Raw genomic sequence first — 22,160 nt, 5'->3', positions numbered from 1 at the left:
TTCCTTATTTAGATAAACAACTAAAGATGAAAAACAGGAAGGAAAAATCACCATTTATGAATACAGAACCTAATTTATTTACAAGTCAAAACGAATTTCCTGGCGGATATCGGCATGAAGTGAAATTGCCAGCAGGAGACTTGACGGTATATGCCGCACAGCAATTGTTTTCCTCTTTGGACTATAAAGTGTTTGAAATGGCTAACAACAATCTGCAAATTCCTGGCATTTCCTATATGAGTTATACCCCGGATGTTCATGTAGGTGTAGGAACCTGCATCGGCACTACGGCTGTATGGGATGCAAAGACGGGTTACGTTTCTCCATCCATCGTTGGTAGTGATATCGGCTGCGGGATGCGGGTGCATATGACCAATCTGCACAGGGATGATCTGAAAGATGTAAAATTGCGCCGCAAGCTGGTCAAGGCCATTGAAAAGGTATTGCCTATGGAGGCAAGTCAGCGTGGGCATTTCTCGGATATAAGGCTCGAACACATTGTTCGCAAAGGCTTGCACGGCTTGCCGAAAAAATATATTCCGGACAGTTACACGCCGAAGAAGTCGACATCCATTACCCATGTGGAAAGCAGCAAATTTGCCTACGATGAGGAAGTGCTCAATCTTGTTCCGGATATGACATGGCATCGTGCACACCGCCAGCTGGGCACCTTGGGCGGGGGCAATCATTTTGCCGAAATCCAGTCTATTGAAATCGCAGAGGAAAATCGTGAGATCGCGGAAGCCTGGGGATTGGTTGATGGTCAAATTGTCGTCATGATTCATTCAGGTTCCCGTGCCTGGGGCGGATATGTGAGCCAGACCAGCTCGTCTGCCATTGCCAAAGTGATGCAGCGAAACGGGCTTGGTACATCGGATCCGAGACTGGTTTTTGCTCCGTTGGAACACGCCGAAGGCCGTCATTACGTCAACATGATGTATTCCGCTTTGAATTATGCTGTGGTTAACCGGCATCTGATCGCTTTCGCTATTCGGGAGGCATTCCGGGAAGTATTCGGACCCAAATGTGAATTCCGAACATTGTATGATCTGATGCACAACTATGCCTGGGAGGAATCTCATGCGAAAGAAGGCAGCGTATTCGTTCATCGCAAAGGGGCAACGCGTGCACTGCCTGCCGGGCACCCGGATAATCCGAAACCTTATATGGCTACAGGCCATCCTGCGCTTATTCCAGGATCGATGGGGACAGCTTCGTATATCATGGTAGGTCAGCCGCAGGGCGAAGATAACTATTATTCGATCTGCCACGGTGCAGGGCGCATTCGCTCACGTACCGCAACCAAGCGTCTGGTTACGGTAGAAGATTTTGCATCAGCACTCGGCGTGGGTACGGAAGATGAAATTGTGGTGAATCAGCGATCACTCGAATCGATTATAGATGAATCGCCACAGGCATATAAAAATGTCGATGAAATTATTGATAGTGTTACCGGTGCAGGCCTGGCTCAGGTTGTAGCCAAATGCAAACCGCTTGCAGCTGTGAAAGGAGCGAAATAATGATCATACCAAATGAAAAAGTAAATCACACCCGAGCTATCTATGCTTACGACCAAACACAGGACGACCAGATCCGAATCCAGGGCTATGCGACATATGCACGTCTGATCCGAGGCATTATTGAAGCACTAAGCAGCAAGTACGGGGTTCGTTATGAACTGTTTGCCAGTGATGATCCGAATAACGAATACTGGGAGCTGCTGAAGGAGGATTTGTTAAGCGATAGTAACGAAGTGGAGCTGGTTGCCCGTATTTTTGAGGATCTGGAGCTCCGTACCCTGCATTATGAAGATGATGGTGATGTGCCTACATATGGCGTGCATTATTCCATTCGGAACAACGTGTTTGCATATCCCAAATGGGGGGTTGCACTCGTACGTATTCCCTTTTTCCGGGATAATGGCATCTACAATGAGGACTTTGTATTCGCGGTAGGTGAGGAAGAACTCAAGCAGTTTCTGGGCAGTGTGCGTGAACGGGAGCGTCAGCAAAATATGAAAAAGGTTACGGTGTATACCGATGCCCGCAATGGCAGTGAACGCCATGTCGAATCCATCACCCGCTCGGTGGGAAGAGACGATGTGGTTCTTTCTCCTCAAATTAAGCAGGATATTTTCCGCTCGTTGGATCAGTTCTTCGAAGCGGATCGTTCCTTCTACCGGGAATATGATATTCCCTATAAGCGGGGGATTCTGCTGTATGGTCATCCGGGCAACGGGAAAACAACCTTGGTCAAATCCATTGCGGGCAGCATTCCGGGTCCAGCTGCATACTGGCAAATTACCGAGTATACCAACAGTGAGTCCGTTCGGGAAGTATTTGAGGCAGCCAAACGCCTGGCTCCCATGGTGCTGATCATTGAAGATATTGATTCGATGCCGGACGAAGTGCGCTCCTTCTTTCTCAATACACTGGACGGAGCAACATCCAAAGAAGGCATTTTTCTAATCGGCACAACGAATTATCCGGAGAAAATAGATCCAGGTCTCATGAACCGTGCCGGACGGTTTGATCGGGCTTATGAAATTCCGCTGCCAGATGAAGCACTGCGACTGCAGTACTTGCAGCAGCGGGGATTTCCGGTCTTTGCCGGCGAAGAAGGAACGCAGGAAGCGGCTCGGCTCACAGATACATTCTCCCTTGCACAGCTCGGTGAGTTATATGTCAGTGCTGCACTTGAATGGCATCAGAATGGCCAGACGGACATTGTACAAGTTATTCAGTCCATGCGGGGAGAGCTGGACAAGAGCCATAAGCATAACTGGCTGACTCAGCCTGGAAAAGGACGAGCCGGTTTTTATTAATACCATACACCGCCAAATATTATACATCTCAATTGGATATACTACGGTTGTCTGCTCCCACATACAATGACCTTCGGGAGGTACAATTAAGCCGTTGAAGCTGTTGAAGGTTGAACGGAAAGCAAAAATGAGTTGTTTCCTTGCTGAGATGGGCTCGTCGTGCGAATATGAAGCATATGAATAAAAGGTAATATACAACAATTTTTAATTCAGTTGTTTAAATGCTTCTGTAGCGGTTAATAGTAGACAGACAACAACAAAAACTTTTAATTGAGGTGAGTAGTATGGGTTGGTTATGGTCATTAATTATCGGTGGTATTATTGGATGGTTGGCAGGTCTGATCGTTGGTCGTGACATCCCAGGTGGTGTTATCGGTAACATTATCGCTGGTTTCATCGGTGGTTGGTTAGGCGGCGTGATCTTCGGAGAGATGGGTCCAGAAATGGGCGGATTCTACATCGTACCGGCATTAATTGGTGCCATCGTACTTGTAGCAATCGTAAGCTTGATCTTCCGTTCAATGGGTCGTAGTCGCGGGTAACGACGTTATTGCACTACGAATCCATGGGAAATAAATGATGTTTCCCGTTTATAATGAAGAGGTTGATGAGAAGCCATATGGATGGCTTTCCATCAACCTCTTTTTGTTTTAAGATATATAGGCAGCGGTTCATAACGAAACCTTGGTTTGGCTGACTAGCAAGGTTTCCTAATAATAGATGAGTGCACGAAGGAGAGAGAGACAATGGAGAAAGCGACATTTGCCGGGGGATGTTTCTGGTGTATGGTTACACCTTTTGAAGAACAGCCAGGCATTCACGGGATTGTATCCGGGTATACAGGCGGTCACGTTGAACATCCCACATATGAGCAGGTCAAAACAGGGGAAACCGGGCACGTTGAGGTGGTTGAAATCACATTCGATCCGGAACTGTTTCCCTATGAGCGACTGCTGGAGCTTTACTGGCCGCAGATTGACCCAACCGATGATGGGGGTCAGTTCCAGGATCGCGGAACCCAGTATCGTACAGCGATTTTTGTACACAATGAGCGACAGCGCGAACTGGCAGAGCAGTCCAAGCAGGAACTGGCCGCAAGTGGACGATTTAACCAGCCCATTGTGACAGAAATCCGGGATGCGGTTGTGTTCTACCCGGCTGAGGACTACCATCAGGATTACCACAAGAAAAATGAAAAGCATTACAAGGAAGACCGTGCCCAATCCGGACGGGATGAATTTATTGAAGCAAATTGGAAGTAAGACAATGGAAGATCGTATAGCAAAAGCCGGGCAGGCTCCTTTTGGAGTCGAACCGGCTTTTTTTAATCAAGGCTGATGAATTATTTTGTGGACATGGACTTAAGCACATGTTTGGATAGTGTATCATCCTGAATGGTGTAGAGGACACCATTGACATACGTTGAAGGACTTATAATAGAAGGAACCGAAGCACTGGCTGTGTACACATGCACGTCTTCCAGGGTTTTGGGGTCCACAATATAACCTGTTTTGGCAAAATCAAGTTGATACTGTCCACCCTGTGTCCGCTTCACTTGCATCAGCACAGGCTGTTGATCCTTGAACGTGCGCTCTGTTACTTTGCCTTTCATATTGTACAGCTCCAGCTTGGAACCTGTAAACAGGGTATATCCGTCGCCTACTGTCTGAATGAAGGCATTACCTGGAATGCTGCGTCCCCAAGCGAGCTTGCCATCTTCTCCGAAGCCCATGAGTTTGTTGCCCGTGTTCTCAAAGTTGGCACGCATGATGACGGAGCCATCGTTCAGTATGGCAAGTGACTCACCACCGCCGTCTCCCTGCGTGTTTGCATTGCTCGGGAATTGATAGAAGGACAGGCGAGTGAGCGAACGATCATAGATCTCCACTTTGGGATTCGCTGCAGGCTGCCAGTAACTACCGACTTTGATTCGTTTGCTGGCATCTACCACAATGCGGTCACTGCCTGCCTGGAGCACAGCACCATTAACCGTCTTTTCGGTAATCAGCTTGCCCTTCTTGTCATAAAGCGAGATAGCGGTTCGAACCGAACCGTTGGACTGTGCACCTTGACTGGAAGCGACTAGCAAGGTTTCGTCATCGAGAAGATACAGATCGGAAGGAGCATTTACCGTTCTGACCCAATTCGTTTTACCGGATGTGTTAAATGAGTATACTTTCTTGGTTCCATCCGAATATTCCATATATACATAGGCTGTGCCGTAACTGGTGTATATTGAATCGGAATAGGTCGTATACGGCCCGCTTTTCTCATGAAAAATATAATTCCATTTCACTTTGCCGGTTGTTGCATCCAGGGCTTGAAGTGTATCCAGCTGCCAGGCCAGCGTTGTGGCACTACTTGTTTTGGTCACAGGCTGGGAGGAATGTACGTATACCAGGTTTTTGGCAGGGACAGCGTTGATCTCCTTGACCAGAACGTCTTTCTCCGTGTTGACCTGGGATTGCATCAGTGAAGGCGAAGTCCAAGCAGGTTTGGGAAGCGGCTCACTCTGTACTGCGGCATAACCCGTTGTATTCATACTGAAGAGGAGCACGCCGCTGAGTAGAAGGGCTGCCAGAGTTTTGGTATTGCGTTTGTTTAATGTAAGCAAGTTATAAACCACCTTTCTTCGGTTCAAAATAGAACCGATTGTTGAATTCTACCATTTAATCCAGTTGGAATTCAACCTGAGAGACTGTAACCTTTTATCCGTGATGTATCCTATTATCTATGTTTGATGAAGTATAACGGTTACAGGGAATTCATCTTCTTCCGAACCAGGTAGAAGTTTGTTATATTAAGTGCGGTAATGATGGTTAATTCTAACCTAGGCACGGATTCAGACAGAGGAATGTACAAGGAGAACAGACATGAATTGGAATGACAACGTAACCCCTTGGGTCATTGGATCGATCGCTGTATTGCTGCTGCTAGCCTTGGTAATTCGGCGAATCATCCGGCGGGGACAGCGTATACGCAGTGAAGCCAACCCACGCAAGATTTCAATTAAGGACATCGACAAAATGGAAGATGGTTCGGAGTTTGAGTTGTATCTCTTTCATTTGTTTCAACAGCTCGGTTACGAAGAAGTTCACAAGACGACCAGCAGCCGTGACTTCGGCGCGGATCTTGTGTTTACAGACCGGCTGGGCAGACGGAATGTGATTCAGGCCAAACGATATGGAGCGAATCATCCGGTTGGTTTGAGTGCCGTGCAGGAGATTTACACCTCGATGCGTTATTATGAAGCAGACCGCTCAATCGTTCTGACTTCAGCGAGGTACACGGAAGCCTGCCGGACTCTGGCTGCGGTCAACGGTGTGAAGCTGCTGGACCGGGAAGATCTAATGGATCTGATTGTTCTGTTCAAGTCGAGAAGAGTGGAAGAAGCGATGGAGCTCATTGAAGAAGATGATCAGGAACCGGTAGAAACGTGGCAATCGAGACGAAAACGAACTACACGCTAGAGTTCTATATTAGAAATGCATTTATCAGGCCCGATAGGGCCTTTTTACGAGGAAATTAGGCAGGGTTCACCTTCACTTGCATGCCTGCACATGATATATTGAGTGTATTCAACCAAAGGAGAGTGTATATCCATTATGGCACGTACCCAAACACAAAAAGCATTACGCAGAGCAGAGCGCTCAGGACAATATTGTCCCGAACAGAGCCGAAGAGTAAACGAAAATTATGGTGCATTATCCCAACATGTTCGACTCATGCCAACCAAACAAGAAAAACTGCAAAAGGTCAAACACAAGAAGCGGATCATCCAGGATGGTGGTGCTTCTTTTTATTTTGTCTACGGGACGTGCGGCAAGGGAGCTTCATGAATGTTTTACTTAATACTTTGGTTGGATTGCTTCATTAAAGACTGATAAAATGGAAAAATAGGACAAACTGTAAAAATCGTAAATGCGAACCATGAATCCTGTGAGAAAGGACGAATGATCCATCATGACTACACCCCTGCGTACGACAAAGGCTGCTGTTCGGCGCTTTTTGCTGCATACACAATTGCTGCTGGAACGCTGGCCAGCAGAATCGGGATCGTCCGGACCGGATCAGGTTATGCGTCTGATTCGTACGTTAGGCTGCGTGCAGATTGATCCGGTTGCAGCAGTGATTGGCAATCAGCATTTAGTTCTGGGTGCCCGCGATCCGGGATACGAACCTGCATATTTACATACATTGCTTCGTGAGCACAAGGTATTCGAGTATTTTGCCAATGCCGCCTGTGTCATTCCGATGGAGGACTACGCGTACTTCGAACCTGTGCGCGCAAGATTAAGGGAACGGCTTAATCCATCCCTGCAGCGTCTGGAGATAACTGTACAGCATGTCCTGCAGCGTCTTGCTGAGGAAGGACCGCTGCCCTCCAAAGCATTTCGTGCGGTTGAACGAGTCAGTGGTTATTGGGATCGTCCGGATGCACCGAAGACCAAGGACACAAGTCTTGCACTGAACCTGCTGCTGGATACTGCCGCCATCCGGGTCGTTGCAAGGCAGGGCAATGAACGATACTTCCAGATCACTGAACCGAATCTTTATCAACAGAGGCCTGGCCTTCGTGTAGAACAGGAGACGCATATACAACAGCAGGCACTTCTGGATAAATACATCCATGCCTATCGGGTAGTGGATACCCGTGATGCCAGACTCGGATGGCTGAAATGGTCCGCAGCAGAGCGGCGTGCCCAGATGGCTGCACGTGTGGCGGATGGACGAATGATTCCCCTGGAGATTGAGGGGGTCGTGACACCCTACTACATCCGGACAGAGGATGAAGAGCTGCTGCTGAGAATGCAGCAGGATGAGACACATTATGAGGCATCAGGTCCGGTTCGTTTCTTACCCCCATTGGATAACCTGCTCTGGAGAAGGGAACGGATTGTGGATTTGTTTGATTTTCATTATAAGTGGGAGATTTACACGCCTGAAGCGAAACGGACGTATGGCTATTACGCCATGCCCATTCTTCACGGGGATCGGCTGATCGGGCGGATGGATCCCAGACTGGATCGTAAAACGGGAACACTCACGGTCCGTTTGTTATCCATGGAGGAGAGCGCTCCCCCCGTGGAAGAATGGATGTCCGATTTTCGGGATGGACTCGCCTTCTTCGCAATCATGCATGGAGCACAGTCCATCAAGGTGGAAAAGACAGTGCCTGCAGCACTAAAAAAGGGATTGAAGTCCCTCTGATCCTCTGATGCATGAAGGGTACATGAGATTGAAGAAGATAAATCATTCACTCACTCAATAAATCTGAACATAACAAAAGGAGAGCCTAGGGGCTCTCCTTTACGTTTATATCATTTCGTTTGATGTACGCACCCGCACTGTGTTATCTCTTAATAGCGATTAGCGCAGATGCGGTACTTCCACATTGGGATCCACGTCAGCTTCGTAGTCCACGCCATCGGTCTCAAAACCGAACAGCTGGAAGAACTCGCGACGGTACCCTTCGAGATCCGACAGATCGTAGATGTTGTCTGTGGTCAGCTCATTCCAGAGCTTCGCCACTTCGTCCTGAACATCCTCTCTCATCTCCCAATCGTCAATACGAATGCGTCCTTGTTCGTCTGTTGGAACGTCTCCTCCGGCATACAGGCGATCAGCAAACAGACGCTGCAATTGCTCGATACAGCCTTCGTGCAGTCCTTTTTCCTTCATGACTTTGTACAAGGCAGAGATGTACAGCGGTACAACTGGAATCGCGGAACTGGACTGGGTGACAAGAGCTTTCGCTACAGTCACATATGCACGTCCACCCGTGGCACTCATGCGATCATTCAGCTTGTGTGCCGTCGCCTCCAGATGATCCTTCGCTTGGCCAATGGAGCCTTCACGATAGATGGCCTGTGTCAGTTCAGGACCGATATAGGAAAATGCAATCGTCGTTGCGTCGTCAGCCAGCACGCCGCCTTGCTGCAGTGCATCCATCCACAGTTCCCAGTCTTCGCCGCCCATTACCGTTACCGTTTGACGAATCTCTTCTTCAGTTGCAGCCTCCAGGGTAACGGAAGTGATTTCGCCCGTATGGAAATTGACCGTTTTGTTCGTATACGATTGTCCAATCGGTTTCAGCACGGAGTTGGAAACTTCTCCGGTGTTCGGATCGGTGCGCCGTGCGGATGCCACACTGTAGACCACAAGGTCAACTTGGCCGAATTCGCTGCGGATCAGCTCAACTGCTCTTTCTCTCGTTTCGTTAGCAAATGCATCCCCGGTGATGCTGTAGGATTTCAGGCCTGCTTCTTCCGCGGCCTTCTCAAATGCAGCCGAATTGTACCATCCTGCCGAAGCGGTACGCTTGTCCGTTGAGCTGCTTGGGCGGTAAATACCGATGGTGTTCGCTCCTGCGCCAAACGCGGAGACAATACGTGATGCGAGTCCGTATCCGGTAGAAGCACCGATAACGAGCACATTACGTGGCCCTTTCAGCGCCGGCTGGGATTTCACGTATTCAATCTGTTCTTGCACCTGTGCGGCACAACCTACAGGATGGGAAGTCGTACAAATAAAACCACGCGTTCTTGGTTTAATAATCATTCATTGGCATCCTTTCATTATCAACTCATGTGTTAATAGTTAGTCCATATTCTCCATTGCATACCTCCTTATTGTAAAACAATTGTCACCGAAACGGAAACCGTTTCATTTGAATTCGTCAAAAGGGTGGCATTGATTCCCTGATTTTGCGATGATAGTTCATAGCATTTACAGCAATGAATTGAAAGGAACACACGCCCATGCTCAAGGAACGGATTGAATTTCTGAGTAAAAGAAAGCAAATTTCCCGCAAGGATCTTGTTGAGGGTCTGGTGACACAGGCTCATTTTGCGAACATACTGGCGGATCGTTATCCGCTCCCCGAGGACTTGGCTGAAGCCATTGCTTCACGCCTGGCAGTCAAGCCGTCTTACCTGCTGCACGCAGCGGATCAGAGTGAGGAGACGCTGGAACGGGCAGAGGCTATTTTTGCACAGCTGTCCATGCCGGCTTCGGCCATACCGGAAGACACCGTGCATGCGCTGGAAGATCGGGATGATGCGCTGACGGTTGAACTGACGACCGCTCTTATGAAAGCAGTGTATTACCAGCAGCTGAACGACGCAGCCGCTCATGAATACATCCATACTTCCTATTTGAATTTTTATTTGGAGAAATACGGTCGTCCGGATGATGTGGATCTGCCCCGTCCGCTGGCAAAAGCCCTCTTGTATTACAAGGTGCAGTATTATCGTTCCAAGCTTGCTTATGTCGACGTGTTGACTCATGCAACAAGGCTCAGTGAGCTGGCTCTCCCTGGTAGTGAATTTTGGCTGTCCGTACAAAATATCAAAATGGAAGCCTATATTCAGGTCAAACAATACGAAGAGGCTAAACAGGTCTTTGAACTGACGATGCGGCATGTGTATGATCAGCGTCTATTCCACCGCTTGTCGGGTTTATATGTTGCCTATAGCGGTTATTGCTTCGCCATGGGGCTTGTACAGGAAGCCCTCTCGGCTCTTACGATGGCGGAAGCCAACCTGGTGTATGCCGGGAATCAGGGCGATCTCGTTACTGCAATTGCAAACAATCGTATTGTCATGTTGACCATGACGGGGGAGTTAGACAAGGCTCAGACGGAGATTGAGCGATTTGAGACGCTGCTAATGCAGGAACCGGAAGAAACACAGCAGGCGATGAAGCCCCTCATCTGTGTGTATCGCTGTGAGGTCGCACTTGGCCGCAAACATTGGGGCATGCTTGCGCAAAGTGTGGATCAACTGCTTACATGTGCAATAACAGAGGATCAACAGATGAGTGGAACGTTTTATCAGAGTCATCTGGCCCTGGCACATGGGAATCGTGAAGCGTTTATGGAACAGGCTCTCGCATGCCTTCCCTATTTCGAATCGACACAGCATGCCATGAGACTGGAGCCGTTATATGAGGGACTCGCGGTGGTATCCGAGGATCAGCGCAGGTATAAAGAGGCAGCGATGTATTATAAGAAGCTGGTTTATCTGCTGCGCAAAAAATAAGGGAGTATATCGGCTTGAAACGCATGCTTTGATCACGTTTTTTGTCCAGCGGTGGTCCATTTTCTACAAAACAAAAGATTCCCAGACCAATTAAAGGGCCGATACTCGGCTCTTTTTTTGCGAATTAAATGATATAAACATAAAAATCAACCATCATATCGCGATTGAATTTACGGATTTGGCGTTTATTTTGTATGCAGTCAGAAGCATATTCAAAGCGAAGCCTTCCTGTTTATAATGAATATATAACAAAAAACAAACAAATGAGGTGTTTCGGATGGGATGGTTTAGCAAGAAGAACAAACAGGAAGACGCCATTGCAAAAGCAGATCGAGTGATGAACAAAGGACTTACCGGCCTGATGATGAAAGGCTTCGTACCCAAGCAGCACCGGGAAGCAATCAATCAGAGTCTGGATTCAGCGAAACAGGCACAACTGGCGGCGACGGGTTCACTTCCCTTAACGGCCACGGCTACGGTCCTCACGATTACGGATACAGGCAAGCTGATTAACTTTGATCCCATTGTGGTACTCGTATTGGATGTAACGGAGACGAGTGGAAGACAGTATCAGCGAACGCTGGAAACGCTAGTGTCCAAAATGCAGATTCCCCGGGTGGGAGACCGGATTGGATTAGGTCAGAATCCTGCGAATCCGTCGGAACTGATTTATATGGGATTGTTGACAGGTTAAGTGTTCACCCCAAGGATTAAGCACAGTACGGATAGAGAGTAGTTTGATTTATTCATATAACAACGAATTATAGAGATGAAGGAGTGGGGGATATGACAGGTATATTGAGAATGATTGGTGTGTTGACCGTATTCGGGGTGGGATTTTCGCCATTTCTGGCACAGCAGCTCTGGAATGATCCCTTTATCATCATGCAGGCCTGGTGGTATAAACCGGCGATCTTTGCAGGCTTTGGCCTAATCTTCATTCCAACCATTCTAAGTAACATCTTCGGCGTGGGTCGGGTGAAGTCAGGACTTCCTGCTGTGGGCGTCATTCGAAGCGTTCAGCAGACAGGCACGTATATTAATGAACAGCCAGAAGTGCGGCTCAGCCTGACTGTATCGCGCAAAGGGCGGGAGAAATATGACGCTGAATTGAAAACGGTCGTCCCCCTTACAGCGCTGGCACAGTTTCAGCCAGGAAGTTTTGTTCCGCTGGTCGTTTCCGAGAAGGATGAGCGTAAGGTGGGGATTGATCTGAAAGGACAGCTATCGCAAGCGGACCTGCAGGAACTGCTTAACGAGAAGATGATCCAGGAGGGTGTTTCTCCAGATATGATGGATATTGCCCGTACGGGGGAGAAAGCGATGGCCAAGATTCTCGACGTCACCCCGCTGGGAAATTCGGGAACAGGCAAGATTAAGCTTCAGCTCACGCTCAGCGTGACCCCACCGAATGGGGAGACGTTTCAAGTGACAACGCAAAAGGATATTCTGCCTTCCGCCCTGTCTCAGGTTCAGCAGGGTCACATCATTAACGTCATCTATTCCAAACAGGATCCATCCAAGCTGGTACTTGCATTGAATGTGCAGGAAGAGCAGTTAAGCCATTTGTTCTCATCTTGATAAATAAGTCTAAGACGGTTCTCTCCACATAGGAGGAACCGTCTTTTTCGATACCTGTTAGTTATGAATCGTGGCTGGACGCAAGTGGGGTGAGCATATCCTGGAATGATGGGAATAGAGGTACAGCCCAGCCTTCAAGCTGTTCGCGATTGGGCCATTCATTATGCACCAGCAGCTCATGATCAAACCAAACGACAGCATAATCATGTGCACCATAGGGTTTGCGAATGTCCCAACATACCGGTCCGGCGTCATCTTCGTATGTAGCGAGTGGAATGTACCCATCGGCAATTAGTGGTTTCCAGGCTACCCATAAATCTTGTAAGTCCCGTAATGGACGATCGGAGGGCAAATCCGGCAGACCAATGACAAAATCGTCGAAGCGCAGATAGACATTCATGACATATCTTGTGCTCAGATATGCACGATACAGCGGCGGGACGGGAACGGGCAATCCACAGGACTGTTCCAGCCTGCGAATCTCATCCTCGGTCACCATAGAAGCCAGCATTCTCCAGCGAACCCAGCCTTCTTCATCTATTGCACCATCCTGCATGTCCTTAGGAACGCCGTAATCCTCGTCCTCTGTTTTGGCTGGATGGGACATCAGGATGTCTCTATGAGGGGAATTGAAATAGTTATCCAAGCATTGTTCAATACAAGCCCGATCTTGCATCAAGGTGTTCAAATCATTCAAAGCCATTCACTGCCTTTCTTCCGGGTTGGATCTATATGATTGGAATAATGGGAAGATCAGATGATGCCCAGGCGCATGCGATAAGAAAACAAGACCGTTCTCGTTTGTCCGTCAAATATCCGGGTAGCGAGCGCTCTGAATTCATCTGCGGCCGTTAATAGTTCGTCCGCTCCAAGCTTCAGCGCTGTCTGCAAGCCGCCCTGGCTGAGGGCCAGATTGACGTACCGATCCGCATCAAACGTCTCATGGTGATGGAATACGATCTCACGCACATAGCGGAACAGGCCTGATTGGCTTATTTGCTGCAGATGTCCGTTCTTGCTCCATTTATGAGCCTGGTTTTCCTGTGCTGCCAGACTGGAAGCTTGATGATCAGCTTCCGCGATCAAATGCTGATATGCCTGCTCCAGCTGCCAATCGAGGATAGGTGGCCAGTCACAATCATAGGCGGCAAATATGCCTCCTGGTCGAAGTACACGTGCGAATTCACGAAGTGTGGACTCAGGCTCCATCCAGTGGAAAGATTGGGAGCAGGTTACAATATCCACACTGCCGTCCGGCAATCCCAGTTCATGAGATAAGCCTGATACAAATCGCAGATGATCCGGTTTGCCTGCAGCCTCCCATTTGGCCTCCGCCACGGCTCGCATGTCATCGCTGGGTTCTACACCAATAATACGTTCAGCTTTATTCAGCCAGATCCATGAGGATAACCCGGTGCCGCAGCCCACATCAGCAACCAATCTTGGTTTGGTGCCGAGATAGGTGTTCAAAATTTCCACGACTTCTGTGGGTGCAGCCGGGCGATTCTGGTCGTATAACGTACCGAAGCCTTTGAAACGTTCCACATTGTTGCGTCTGATGTCTTGCATGGATAAACCTCCTCTACAAAATGGGCAACTTGCAATGAATTAATGAATTCAAGCTCTTGGCGATTCCATTATATCATTCATTGGGCTAGCAGCCGTCAGGATTGAAGGCTTGCACGTGTTTGACAGCCTGTTGATATCGGCGGAGCAGTTCATGTCTGACATGTGGAGGTTCGAGAACGGTCAGTTCAGCACCAAAGGACATCAGAAACGAATACAGCCGCTCTCCTTCATGAATTTCCAACGTCACACGAAGGCAACCATCCGGCTGTTTGTTGATCCGGGAGGGTTCGAAGAAATCAAGCGCCCGATAAGCAATGGAACTTGAAAATAAGAGATCTAGGGATAAGGGAGCGTTCACAGGTGTCTTTTCCACATCGGCTGTGGACGAAGCTGATCCATGCTCTTGCAGCCTTGGCAGCAAACGGAGCTCGGAGATCCGTTTCATCTTGAATGTCTTTTTCTCGGTAGAATACGGCAGACTTTCGTCCTGTCCTTCGATATACCATGTACTATTTTTGAAAATGAGTTTGACGGGTGCAATGGTCTCCACACTTGCTTCTCCGTCAGAGTCGATATAGTTGAATGTCATCCCTTGCTTGGTCAGTATGGCCTGCTTCACTAAGTTGAACATTTCTCTTTCCTGCACAGGAATATTGCCCCACGGGGAGAAATCGAATTCAATCCACTCCAGTTTGTGATCAAACAAGGCAGTCAGCCGTTTGAGCATATGAACACTGTTCAGGTGTGGAATGGCACTGATACTGTACAGTCCAAGCAAAATTTCGTTCTGATCTTCTTCAGACAGCAGGGACTTGTCCATAACATAATTGTCCATCAGATGGATGCCACCGTGCTTGCCTGTGGTGGTGTAGACGGGAATTCCTGCCGCGCTCAGCCGGTCGATGTCACGGTAGACCGTGCGTACCGAGATTTCAAACAAACGGGCGAGTTCAGGTGCGGTGGCTTTTTTCTTTTCAAGTAACAGCAGCAGTATTCGGAATAATCGGTTATTTTCCATGCCATGATTATACCATGACAATAGGTGTCAGGGTATGGGTGCTACACTGGTATTATAGTGTTAAGCAGCTTATTCATAGGAGGACTTGTCATGAAAATGAAAGATGGATTTTACTGGGGCGGCGCAACGGCTGCCAATCAATTCGAAGGCGGATGGAATCAGGGCGGCAAAGGCCCGAGCACATCCGATATGATGACAGGCGGTACCCATACGACTCCGCGGCGGATTACGCCAGTACTTGAAGAAGGCACGTATTACCCGAGCCATGAGGCTGTAGACTTTTACGGACATTACAAAGAAGATATTGCCTTGATGGCAGAGATGGGTTTCAAAATGTTCCGCATGTCCATCAACTGGTCCCGGATCTATCCAAACGGTTACGATCTGGAGCCAAATGAAGAGGGATTGCAGTTCTATGATCAAGTTTTTGCCGAACTGAAAAAATATAACATTGAACCGTTGGTAACCATCTCTCACTATGAGACACCATTTGGTTTGACGCAAAAATACAACGGATGGGCTTCGCGTGAAGTGATTGATTGTTACCTCCGTTATTGTACAACCCTGTTCACTCGCTATAAGGACCAGGTGAAATATTGGCTGACATTCAACGAGATCAACTGTCTGACCATGCCGATGGGCGCATATATGGCGGCGGGTATTCTGTTTGAAGGAAAAGAAACGTTGACAGATGGCATCGACGATCCGCAGACTCGCTTCCAGGCATTGCATCATCAGTTCGTGGCGAGCGCAAAGGCCGTCAAGCTTGGACATGAGATTAACCCCGACTTCCAAATCGGCTGTATGGTTGCGTTCATGACAACCTATCCGAACACGTGTAATCCGGATGACATTTTGCTTGCACAGAAGAAGGATCAGCTTTCAAACATGATCTGTGGGGACGTGCAAGTGAGAGGAGCGTACCCTGGTTTCGCCAAACGTTTCTTCGCAGAGCAGGGCATTCAGATCGAGATGCAGCCGGAAGATGAGCAAACCCTGCGTGAGGGCTGCGTGGACTTCTACTCCTTCAGCTATTATATGTCCTTGGTTGAAAGTGCGGACGAGTCCTTGGAGAGAGCCGAAGGCAACCTGCTGGGCGGGATCAAAAATCCGTACCTGGAAGCTTCCGACTGGGGCTGGCAGATTGATCCGAAAGGATTGCGTTACACGCTGAATCATCTCTATGATCGCTATCAGGTGCCATTGATGGTCGTTGAGAACGGTCTGGGTGCAGTCGATGTGGTAGAAGAAGATGGCACCATTCAGGATGACTATCGCATTGATTATTTGAGAGGTCATATTGAGCAAATGAAAGAAGCAGTCGCGGATGGGGTGGAGCTCATTGCCTACACGATGTGGGGATGTATTGACCTCGTCAGCGCATCGACCGGAGAGATGAAGAAGCGTTACGGCTTCATTCATGTCAACAAGGATAATGATGGAAATGGTGATCTGAGCAGAACACCGAAGAAGAGCTTCCACTGGTACAAAAAAGTCATTGAATCCAATGGCGAAGAACTATAATGAATTGCCGATAAAAAGAGATGTCGTACCCGCTTGTTCCCTCTATAGGGAGTAGGCGGGTATTTGCTTTTGAATAAAATCTCGAATAATTTACATACTTAACTCAGAGACTGAGCATAAGTGAAGGTAAAACGCTAGCAGTGATTTTTTTCAGCAGATTCATATGTTCGTTCAGAAAAGGGGAGATCTCTGTGAACACTTCCGGGAATCGCTACAGCATGTCACCCATTCATCTGTATTTTGTGCTCTATGTAAGTTTGGTTGGCGTGGGTTTAATGAATTTTCAATATAAAATGCTGCGCGGCGCGGAGAAAGATGGATGGATCAGCATTTTGGCCGCCGCTGTCATGATCTCCATCATCCTAAAAATGATGTTTGTCCTGCTGTCACGCCAATCCCCCGGTCATTCCTCTCTCGTTCACATCAACAGGCGGTATTGGGGCCGAATCGCGGGTTCAGTCCTGAATTGGATCTTTATTTTATATTTTCTGCTGGGAGCTTTTGTAGCCTATCGCTCCTATATTCATATCATCCAGCTGTGGATTCTTCCCACACAAAATAATTGGCTGCTGGGCATCGTGGTTCTGCTGCTTGTCTATTACTGTGTGTCGGGCGGCATTCAGTCGGTCACCGGGATGTGCCTCTGGGGCACCCTCTTCATCCTAGTATTTGTCTTCCCGCAGACGTTCCTGATCTCTTCCTATCTTCATCCACGAAACCTTCTTCCTGTGCTGGATCACGATGTCACTTCCATATGGTTGTCCACACGGGATATGCTTCATGAATTTATCGGCTGCGGCATTCTGCTGGTCGTATATCCTTACATCAAGACGCCAGGTCGCTCCCTCAAATGGGCTTATCTCGCCTTGGTTACAGCGGCTATAGTGTATCTGGTTTTCTTTATCTATTCCTTTATGTACTTCAATCATGGACAGATGAAGGAACATTTGTGGCCTACCCTGAGCATGATCAGCATTATTGAAATGCCTTTGATCCAGCGGATGGAGTATCTGGTGTTATCCTTTTGGCTGTTAAAGATTCTGTCCATCATCACGTTGGGGCTATGGGCAGCATGTCATTGTTTGAAACTGGAGAGATCGATCAAGCCCAGTCTCGGACTGAAACTCGCCATTATCCTTTTTGCTATTCTTTTATTTGTTGTTAAAGACACCGTGGATATTGATATGGTCACCGAGATATACACCAGAACGGGGGAAGTATTGATTTTGTTATATGTCCCGCTTCTGTTTATCATCTCCCTGATCCGCAAGAATCTGGGGGGCTCTACCGGACATCAGGATATGCCGGACCAGCCCAAAGGAGAGGAAGCATGAATTCACCTGCCAGTGACAACCAACAGATGTCCAGTACATCTCATGACCCGCTCGATCCATGCCGTCGCTCTGATGATTTTATCATAAGTACGATGACCCTCTCCGGACTGGCCCTTGAAGTCTGCTACTATAAAACGCTCGTGGACAGCCATCTCCTTGAAGTAGCTATCCACTCCTTGCAGGAACGCATCCCTTCAAGCGAAGAAGTGAATTTGCATGAGGTGCTCATGCATATTCCCATAGAGGAAACGAGCCTTACCGATCAAGGCGAGGAAATGGTCAAATCCCTTCTTCAAGGCAGTCTGCTAATTCGGGAGTACGGACTGACTCATGAAGCCATTCTGGCTCCCATGCCAGGCAAGGAAGGAATACGAAGTGATAACGACACGGAAAATGAATTTAGCGTAATCGGACCCAAGGTCGGATTCGTCGAGGCATTGCCGGTTAACCTGCATCTGATCCGTACACAGCTGCGGACACCTAATCTGATCATCAAGGAAATGACACTGGGCTCCTTGTCCCAATCCCAAGTGGCCATTCTGTATATGGATGGTATTGCTCATCCCGAGAACGTCAGCCGGATGGAGGACAGACTGAAGGGAATCGATTTCGATGCTGTCTTGGATACGTCACAGTTGGATCAACTGATCGCGGATAATTCACTTACGCCGTTCCCCTTGTTTACGACAACAGAACGAAGGGACAGAGTCATCTATGCCCTGATCACCGGGCAGGTTGCCGTCATCAGCGAAGGCTCGCCAAGTTTTATTACAGGGCCATCCACGTTGTTTGATTTTTTTGTATCGCCGGAAGATTATTATCTGCCGTGGGCGCTTGGATCTTTTTTTCGCCTGATTCGCATTTTTGGAGTCATTTTCTCGTTGTTTGCCTCAGCCCTCTATGTGGCATTAATGACCTTTCACTATGAGGTCATACCCAAGGAGCTGCTTGGCAAATTGATCTCATCCAGACAAAATGTACCGTTTCCCCCTTTTGTGGAAGCTATATTTCTGGAGACGACGATTGAATTCCTGCGTGAAGCAGGAGCCAGACTGCCGAACCGGATCGGACAAACCCTGGGTATTGTTGGCGGGATCATTCTTGGGCAGGCCGCCGTAGAGGCTGCCCTTACGAGCAACGTACTGATCATCATCGTATCCTTGTCTGCACTGGCTTCGTTTGTGACACCGATCTATAAAATGTCCAATGCCATTCGTTTTTTGCGATTTCCGATCATTATACTGGCTGCCATCTGGGGCGCATTCGGGATTGCGATCGGTCTGTGCTTCCTCCTTGTCCATCTGTCGCGATTAAAGTCGTTGGGGTCGCCTTACATGGCTCCTTTTTATCCGATGCGGTTCAGGGATCTGAAAGACAGCCTGATTCGTGCTTCCTATCAACAGACGGATAAGAGGCCAAGCTATTTAAGGCCGCTCTCCTTTATCCGCTACAAGCCGGGAAGGGTTCATCAAACGAATCAACTGGATGAGGAGTGAGCGTATGAAACGTCTATCCAAACGGATCCTTGCCGTAATGTGCGTAATGGGGATGCTGCTGCTCAGCTCCTGCCAGGATACGAGCATTGTAAATGAGATCAGCCTTGTCCTAACTTCCGCATACGATCTGCAAGATAAACAAATTCACAACAGCGTGCTCATCGGTGAGTATACCGAGAAGGACAAGAGTGATGTCGAACTGCTGGAGATCGATTCAACCAACAGCTTCGATGTCATGCCAAGAATGAATATGCAGGCGAAAGAACCTATTGAGTATGGCCAATTAAGAATGATGGTGCTGGGTGAGGACTATGCGAAACACGGGATAGGCGATATTCTGCGCGTGTTAGCCCATAATACCCGGGTATCCAGACGTATGCAGTTTGCCGTAGCGGAAGGAAAGGCACTGGATATCATTAAGGCGTCCATCCCCGCTCATGATCCTCTGTATCTGATGAAATTAATCGAGCAAAACGGCAATTTTGCCAATCTGCCTCACTTCACTCTGCATCAGACATTATTCCAATATTTCAGCAAAGGACAGGATATTTATCTCCCTCGTCTTCGTTTGAACGATCAGGATAAAATTATGCTGGGTGGACTTGTGGTTTTCAAAGGGGAAAAAGCTGTACTTCAGCTGAGTGATGAAGAGGGGCTTTGTTTGAAGCTGCTTACGGAGGATGCCAAGAATGGCAAGTTTCTTGCACAGATCAATGAGGTTGAGGGAGCCCAGAAGCCATCGGCCAATACAACAGACAATGATGCCCTAATCAAAATCTTATCTTCCTCCGTGAAGCATCGGTTGGTTTCAGACACGCCAGCAGCAACGCTGGATTCAAAGATTCACATCAGCGCGTCCGTGATTAAGGCTTCGCGGAATGATTTTCTGTTATCCGGCAAAGAGATGAAGGAACTGGAAGCCGAAATGAAAAGGCATATGGAAGCTAAAATGAATCAACTGATCCGAAAGTGTCAGAGAGAAAATGTGGATCCGATCGGGTTTGGAGAGTATGTAAGAAGTCGTACCCACCATTGGGACAGTGAAACGTTCTATAAAAATTATGGCTCGATGGATATTCGGGCTCACGTGGACCTGACTCTCGTCCAGGACGGTATCCAGGAATAACTACAGGAAAACCCGCTCTAACCTCAGCTCTGAGGGTGGCGGGTCTTTCATATGTTCTAAATTTGATTTTCTATGTCAGAGGTTTGGAATGAAGCAGGGAGAGCCGCTCCACATAACGCTGATAAAACCAAATGCAAATGGCCAGCCAGCTGCCGCTCAGAAAGTAACCTCCGGCAATATCACTGGGATAGTGCACACCCAGATAAACCCGGCTCATGCCAATGGTCAAAATAAAGGCTGCACTGACGATAATCATGATTACCCGACCTGTTGCCGTGGGGATATGTTTCCAGATCAAAAAGGCCAGTCCACCATACAGGCTGAATGCTGCCATTGAGTGTCCGCTTGGGAAGCTGTATCCGCTTGCTTCGATAATGCGGTGAATGGTGGGTCTGGCACGCTGAAATGCCAGTTTCAACAGGGTGTTTAGCAGCGTGGAACCTGCAATGACTGCTGCCAAAAACAGAAGTTCCCTTCGGTGTCCCAGGAAAAGATATAAAACCAACATGGAAATGATCGTAATGATGATCACAGGCCATCCGCTGCCAATCCAGGTGAACACCTGCATCCACTTGGTCATTCCGGGAGCTTCCATCCCTTGTATCCATCCAATCAGGTTATCATCAAACCGGTGGATCTGGTTATCACTGATAGACAGGGCAATCAGTGCAAATACGGTAAGGCTCAATGCTGCAAGGAGCAGCGGGATAGAGAAGGCCTTTTTCCCTTGCTGTTTCAAATGTCATGTTCCTCCAGGATGTCTGAATTTCATATGTTGGGCCGCCAGCCATACGATATGGATATTATGCTATCATTTCACCTTAAATATAGCTTGAACAAAAAGATTAGCGCCTCAGTTCAGTTGAAGCATATATTCATACGCGGTAACACCGAAGACACGCTTAAAATGTCTGTTCAAATGCGTAAGATCGACGAATCCGCATTCGGCTACCGCGGAGTAGACATCCTTGTGCTTCTCTATGGCCTGCCGGGCATGTTCAACCTTGCAGTTCAGGAAGAACTGGTAGGGTGATATGCCGGCATGTGACTTGAATTCCCGGATAAACTGAAACTTGGACATATTGAATTCGGTACAGAGATCATCCAGTTTCAGCACATCATCGAACCTGCTGAACATCATTTCTTTGGCCTTTCGGACAAGCCCGTCACCAGGTCCGGGAATGTGAGTATCAATCTCCGACCGGGACAGCAGATGTACGAGGCTGAAGAGCAGTTCACTGCATTTGGCTTCATCCTGCCCGCTCTGAACGGCATGGTTCAGCATGAGAATACTTCGTGCCAGCTGCGGATCATAGACAATGGGAGTGGAGAAACGCAATTCCTTTTTCCCCAGAATGTCTTCTACCACTTCCGGCTTCAGATACAACATGACATAGTCGATACCAGCCTTGTCGTAAGAACTGCCATCATGGGACTGCTCCCGATTAAACAGCATGACACCGTTCTGGTGGGAAGCCTGATAATGACCATCCAGATGGTACTGCTGGATACCGCGCAGCGTTACACCAACCGCATATTCCTCGTGACAGTGCTTCTTATACGTAAAATCCGTAAAACTGGCCGAAAGGGCCAGGACATCAGACGACTTCTTATAATTGAACAGCTCCACTCCATGCATACCTCCA

The 22,160-nt window shown here is 48.2% G+C and carries 21 protein-coding genes; 14 read left to right on the top strand and 7 right to left on the bottom strand.

The genetic code is table 11. The features are described 5' to 3' along the window. The first annotated feature begins 56 nt into the window (after positions 1-56). The 4 genes from AC3WQ3_RS07360 to msrA all read left to right on the top strand — a co-directional run bounded on the left by AC3WQ3_RS07360 (position 57) and on the right by msrA (position 4,086). Positions 57-1,520 carry an RtcB family protein gene (locus tag AC3WQ3_RS07360; RefSeq protein WP_492471882.1) on the top strand — a complete coding sequence of 488 codons (1,464 nt, stop codon included), beginning with the start codon at positions 57-59 and terminating at the stop codon, positions 1,518-1,520. Then, complete coding sequence (locus AC3WQ3_RS07355; RefSeq protein WP_492471881.1) at positions 1,520-2,824, top strand: AAA family ATPase; 1,305 nt, start codon at positions 1,520-1,522, stop codon at positions 2,822-2,824. The genes AC3WQ3_RS07360 and AC3WQ3_RS07355 overlap by 1 nt, the downstream gene beginning before the upstream one ends. A 284-nt stretch (positions 2,825-3,108) precedes the next feature. Then, a complete protein-coding gene (locus tag AC3WQ3_RS07350) occupies positions 3,109-3,366 on the top strand; it encodes a GlsB/YeaQ/YmgE family stress response membrane protein (RefSeq protein ID WP_095289572.1) in 258 nt (85 codons plus the stop codon). 204 nt (positions 3,367-3,570) lie between these two features. Then, complete coding sequence (gene msrA / locus AC3WQ3_RS07345) at positions 3,571-4,086, top strand: peptide-methionine (S)-S-oxide reductase MsrA (RefSeq protein ID WP_127538686.1); 516 nt, start codon at positions 3,571-3,573, stop codon at positions 4,084-4,086. An 80-nt stretch (positions 4,087-4,166) separates the two neighbouring features. On the opposite strand, the gene AC3WQ3_RS07340 is transcribed toward msrA, so the two are convergent. Then, positions 4,167-5,438, bottom strand: coding sequence for a hypothetical protein (locus tag AC3WQ3_RS07340; RefSeq protein ID WP_492471880.1), 1,272 nt, complete (start codon positions 5,436-5,438; stop codon positions 4,167-4,169). A 259-nt stretch (positions 5,439-5,697) separates the two neighbouring features. Here AC3WQ3_RS07340 and AC3WQ3_RS07335 point away from each other — a divergent pair, with 259 nt between their 5' ends. The 3 genes from AC3WQ3_RS07335 (at position 5,698) to AC3WQ3_RS07325 (ending at position 8,035) form a co-directional block, all read left to right on the top strand. Further along, complete coding sequence (locus AC3WQ3_RS07335; RefSeq protein WP_336780319.1) at positions 5,698-6,294, top strand: restriction endonuclease; 597 nt, start codon at positions 5,698-5,700, stop codon at positions 6,292-6,294. Between the two features lie 135 nt (positions 6,295-6,429). Beyond that, a complete protein-coding gene (brfA, locus tag AC3WQ3_RS07330) occupies positions 6,430-6,663 on the top strand; it encodes a ribosome rescue factor BrfA (protein ID WP_336780320.1) in 234 nt (77 codons plus the stop codon). 124 nt (positions 6,664-6,787) lie between these two features. Next, positions 6,788-8,035 (top strand): DNA glycosylase AlkZ-like family protein, encoded by a 1,248-nt coding sequence (locus tag AC3WQ3_RS07325; RefSeq protein WP_336780321.1) that lies wholly within the window; start codon positions 6,788-6,790, stop codon positions 8,033-8,035. Positions 8,036-8,194: 159 nt separating this feature from the next. Here the strand turns inward: AC3WQ3_RS07325 and fabV are convergent, their stop codons facing one another. Beyond that, complete coding sequence (fabV, locus tag AC3WQ3_RS07320) at positions 8,195-9,385, bottom strand: enoyl-ACP reductase FabV (protein WP_336780322.1); 1,191 nt, start codon at positions 9,383-9,385, stop codon at positions 8,195-8,197. 200 nt (positions 9,386-9,585) lie between these two features. Here fabV and AC3WQ3_RS07315 point away from each other — a divergent pair, with 200 nt between their 5' ends. From AC3WQ3_RS07315 to AC3WQ3_RS07305, 3 genes are all read left to right on the top strand, one after another. Next, a complete protein-coding gene (locus tag AC3WQ3_RS07315; protein ID WP_336780817.1) occupies positions 9,586-10,866 on the top strand; it encodes an XRE family transcriptional regulator in 1,281 nt (426 codons plus the stop codon). 277 nt (positions 10,867-11,143) lie between these two features. Continuing rightward, positions 11,144-11,560 carry a hypothetical protein gene (locus AC3WQ3_RS07310; RefSeq protein ID WP_336780323.1) on the top strand — a complete coding sequence of 139 codons (417 nt, stop codon included), beginning with the start codon at positions 11,144-11,146 and terminating at the stop codon, positions 11,558-11,560. A 92-nt stretch (positions 11,561-11,652) separates the two neighbouring features. Continuing rightward, positions 11,653-12,447, top strand: coding sequence for a hypothetical protein (locus AC3WQ3_RS07305; RefSeq protein WP_154896113.1), 795 nt, complete (start codon positions 11,653-11,655; stop codon positions 12,445-12,447). Between the two features lie 61 nt (positions 12,448-12,508). Here AC3WQ3_RS07305 and AC3WQ3_RS07300 read toward each other — a convergent pair whose 3' ends face one another. The 3 genes from AC3WQ3_RS07300 to AC3WQ3_RS07290 form a co-directional block, all read right to left on the bottom strand. After that, positions 12,509-13,123, bottom strand: coding sequence for an SMI1/KNR4 family protein (locus AC3WQ3_RS07300; RefSeq protein WP_492471879.1), 615 nt, complete (start codon positions 13,121-13,123; stop codon positions 12,509-12,511). Positions 13,124-13,200: 77 nt separating this feature from the next. Continuing rightward, the gene (locus AC3WQ3_RS07295; protein ID WP_492471878.1) at positions 13,201-14,016 is read right to left on the bottom strand and encodes a class I SAM-dependent methyltransferase; all 816 of its coding nucleotides are present in this window, start codon (positions 14,014-14,016) and stop codon (positions 13,201-13,203) included. A gap of 85 nt (positions 14,017-14,101) precedes the next feature. Then, positions 14,102-15,034 (bottom strand): helix-turn-helix transcriptional regulator, encoded by a 933-nt coding sequence (locus tag AC3WQ3_RS07290; RefSeq protein WP_492471877.1) that lies wholly within the window; start codon positions 15,032-15,034, stop codon positions 14,102-14,104. A gap of 90 nt (positions 15,035-15,124) precedes the next feature. On the opposite strand from AC3WQ3_RS07290, the gene AC3WQ3_RS07285 reads away from it, so the two are divergent. The 4 genes from AC3WQ3_RS07285 (at position 15,125) to AC3WQ3_RS07270 (ending at position 20,514) form a co-directional block, all read left to right on the top strand. Continuing rightward, a complete protein-coding gene (locus tag AC3WQ3_RS07285; protein ID WP_336780327.1) occupies positions 15,125-16,558 on the top strand; it encodes a glycoside hydrolase family 1 protein in 1,434 nt (477 codons plus the stop codon). A gap of 191 nt (positions 16,559-16,749) precedes the next feature. Further along, entirely contained in the window at positions 16,750-17,892 is a 1,143-nt protein-coding gene (locus tag AC3WQ3_RS07280) for a GerAB/ArcD/ProY family transporter (protein ID WP_492471876.1), read from the top strand. After that, positions 17,889-19,388: a spore germination protein gene (locus AC3WQ3_RS07275; protein WP_492471875.1), complete on the top strand. Its 1,500-nt coding sequence runs from the start codon at positions 17,889-17,891 to the stop codon at positions 19,386-19,388. The genes AC3WQ3_RS07280 and AC3WQ3_RS07275 overlap by 4 nt, the downstream gene beginning before the upstream one ends. 4 nt (positions 19,389-19,392) lie before the next feature. Further along, positions 19,393-20,514: a Ger(x)C family spore germination protein gene (locus AC3WQ3_RS07270; protein ID WP_492471874.1), complete on the top strand. Its 1,122-nt coding sequence runs from the start codon at positions 19,393-19,395 to the stop codon at positions 20,512-20,514. Between the two features lie 70 nt (positions 20,515-20,584). Here the strand turns inward: AC3WQ3_RS07270 and AC3WQ3_RS07265 are convergent, their stop codons facing one another. Beyond that, a complete protein-coding gene (locus AC3WQ3_RS07265; RefSeq protein WP_127538700.1) occupies positions 20,585-21,253 on the bottom strand; it encodes a phosphatase PAP2 family protein in 669 nt (222 codons plus the stop codon). A gap of 114 nt (positions 21,254-21,367) precedes the next feature. After that, positions 21,368-22,144: an AraC family ligand binding domain-containing protein gene (locus AC3WQ3_RS07260; protein WP_127538701.1), complete on the bottom strand. Its 777-nt coding sequence runs from the start codon at positions 22,142-22,144 to the stop codon at positions 21,368-21,370. Between the last annotated feature and the right edge of the window lie 16 nt (positions 22,145-22,160).

The organism is Paenibacillus sp. FW104-T2 (genome assembly GCF_058789975.1).
Note: the sequence above shows the minus strand (reverse complement) of the source record. Positions and strands in the feature narration are given on the sequence as shown.

Coding starts and splice junctions, on each gene's coding strand:
- AC3WQ3_RS07360 (WP_492471882.1), top strand. CDS start 57: ATGAATACAGAACCTAATTTATTTACAAGTCAAAACGAATTTCCTGGC.
- AC3WQ3_RS07355 (WP_492471881.1), top strand. CDS start 1,520: ATGATCATACCAAATGAAAAAGTAAATCACACCCGAGCTATCTATGCT.
- AC3WQ3_RS07350 (WP_095289572.1), top strand. CDS start 3,109: ATGGGTTGGTTATGGTCATTAATTATCGGTGGTATTATTGGATGGTTG.
- msrA (WP_127538686.1), top strand. CDS start 3,571: ATGGAGAAAGCGACATTTGCCGGGGGATGTTTCTGGTGTATGGTTACA.
- AC3WQ3_RS07335 (WP_336780319.1), top strand. CDS start 5,698: ATGAATTGGAATGACAACGTAACCCCTTGGGTCATTGGATCGATCGCT.
- brfA (WP_336780320.1), top strand. CDS start 6,430: ATGGCACGTACCCAAACACAAAAAGCATTACGCAGAGCAGAGCGCTCA.
- AC3WQ3_RS07325 (WP_336780321.1), top strand. CDS start 6,788: ATGACTACACCCCTGCGTACGACAAAGGCTGCTGTTCGGCGCTTTTTG.
- fabV (WP_336780322.1), bottom strand. CDS start 9,385: ATGATTATTAAACCAAGAACGCGTGGTTTTATTTGTACGACTTCCCAT.
- AC3WQ3_RS07315 (WP_336780817.1), top strand. CDS start 9,586: ATGCTCAAGGAACGGATTGAATTTCTGAGTAAAAGAAAGCAAATTTCC.
- AC3WQ3_RS07310 (WP_336780323.1), top strand. CDS start 11,144: ATGGGATGGTTTAGCAAGAAGAACAAACAGGAAGACGCCATTGCAAAA.
- AC3WQ3_RS07305 (WP_154896113.1), top strand. CDS start 11,653: ATGACAGGTATATTGAGAATGATTGGTGTGTTGACCGTATTCGGGGTG.
- AC3WQ3_RS07300 (WP_492471879.1), bottom strand. CDS start 13,123: ATGCAAGATCGGGCTTGTATTGAACAATGCTTGGATAACTATTTCAAT.
- AC3WQ3_RS07295 (WP_492471878.1), bottom strand. CDS start 14,016: ATGCAAGACATCAGACGCAACAATGTGGAACGTTTCAAAGGCTTCGGT.
- AC3WQ3_RS07290 (WP_492471877.1), bottom strand. CDS start 15,034: ATGGAAAATAACCGATTATTCCGAATACTGCTGCTGTTACTTGAAAAG.
- AC3WQ3_RS07285 (WP_336780327.1), top strand. CDS start 15,125: ATGAAAATGAAAGATGGATTTTACTGGGGCGGCGCAACGGCTGCCAAT.
- AC3WQ3_RS07275 (WP_492471875.1), top strand. CDS start 17,889: ATGAATTCACCTGCCAGTGACAACCAACAGATGTCCAGTACATCTCAT.
- AC3WQ3_RS07270 (WP_492471874.1), top strand. CDS start 19,393: ATGAAACGTCTATCCAAACGGATCCTTGCCGTAATGTGCGTAATGGGG.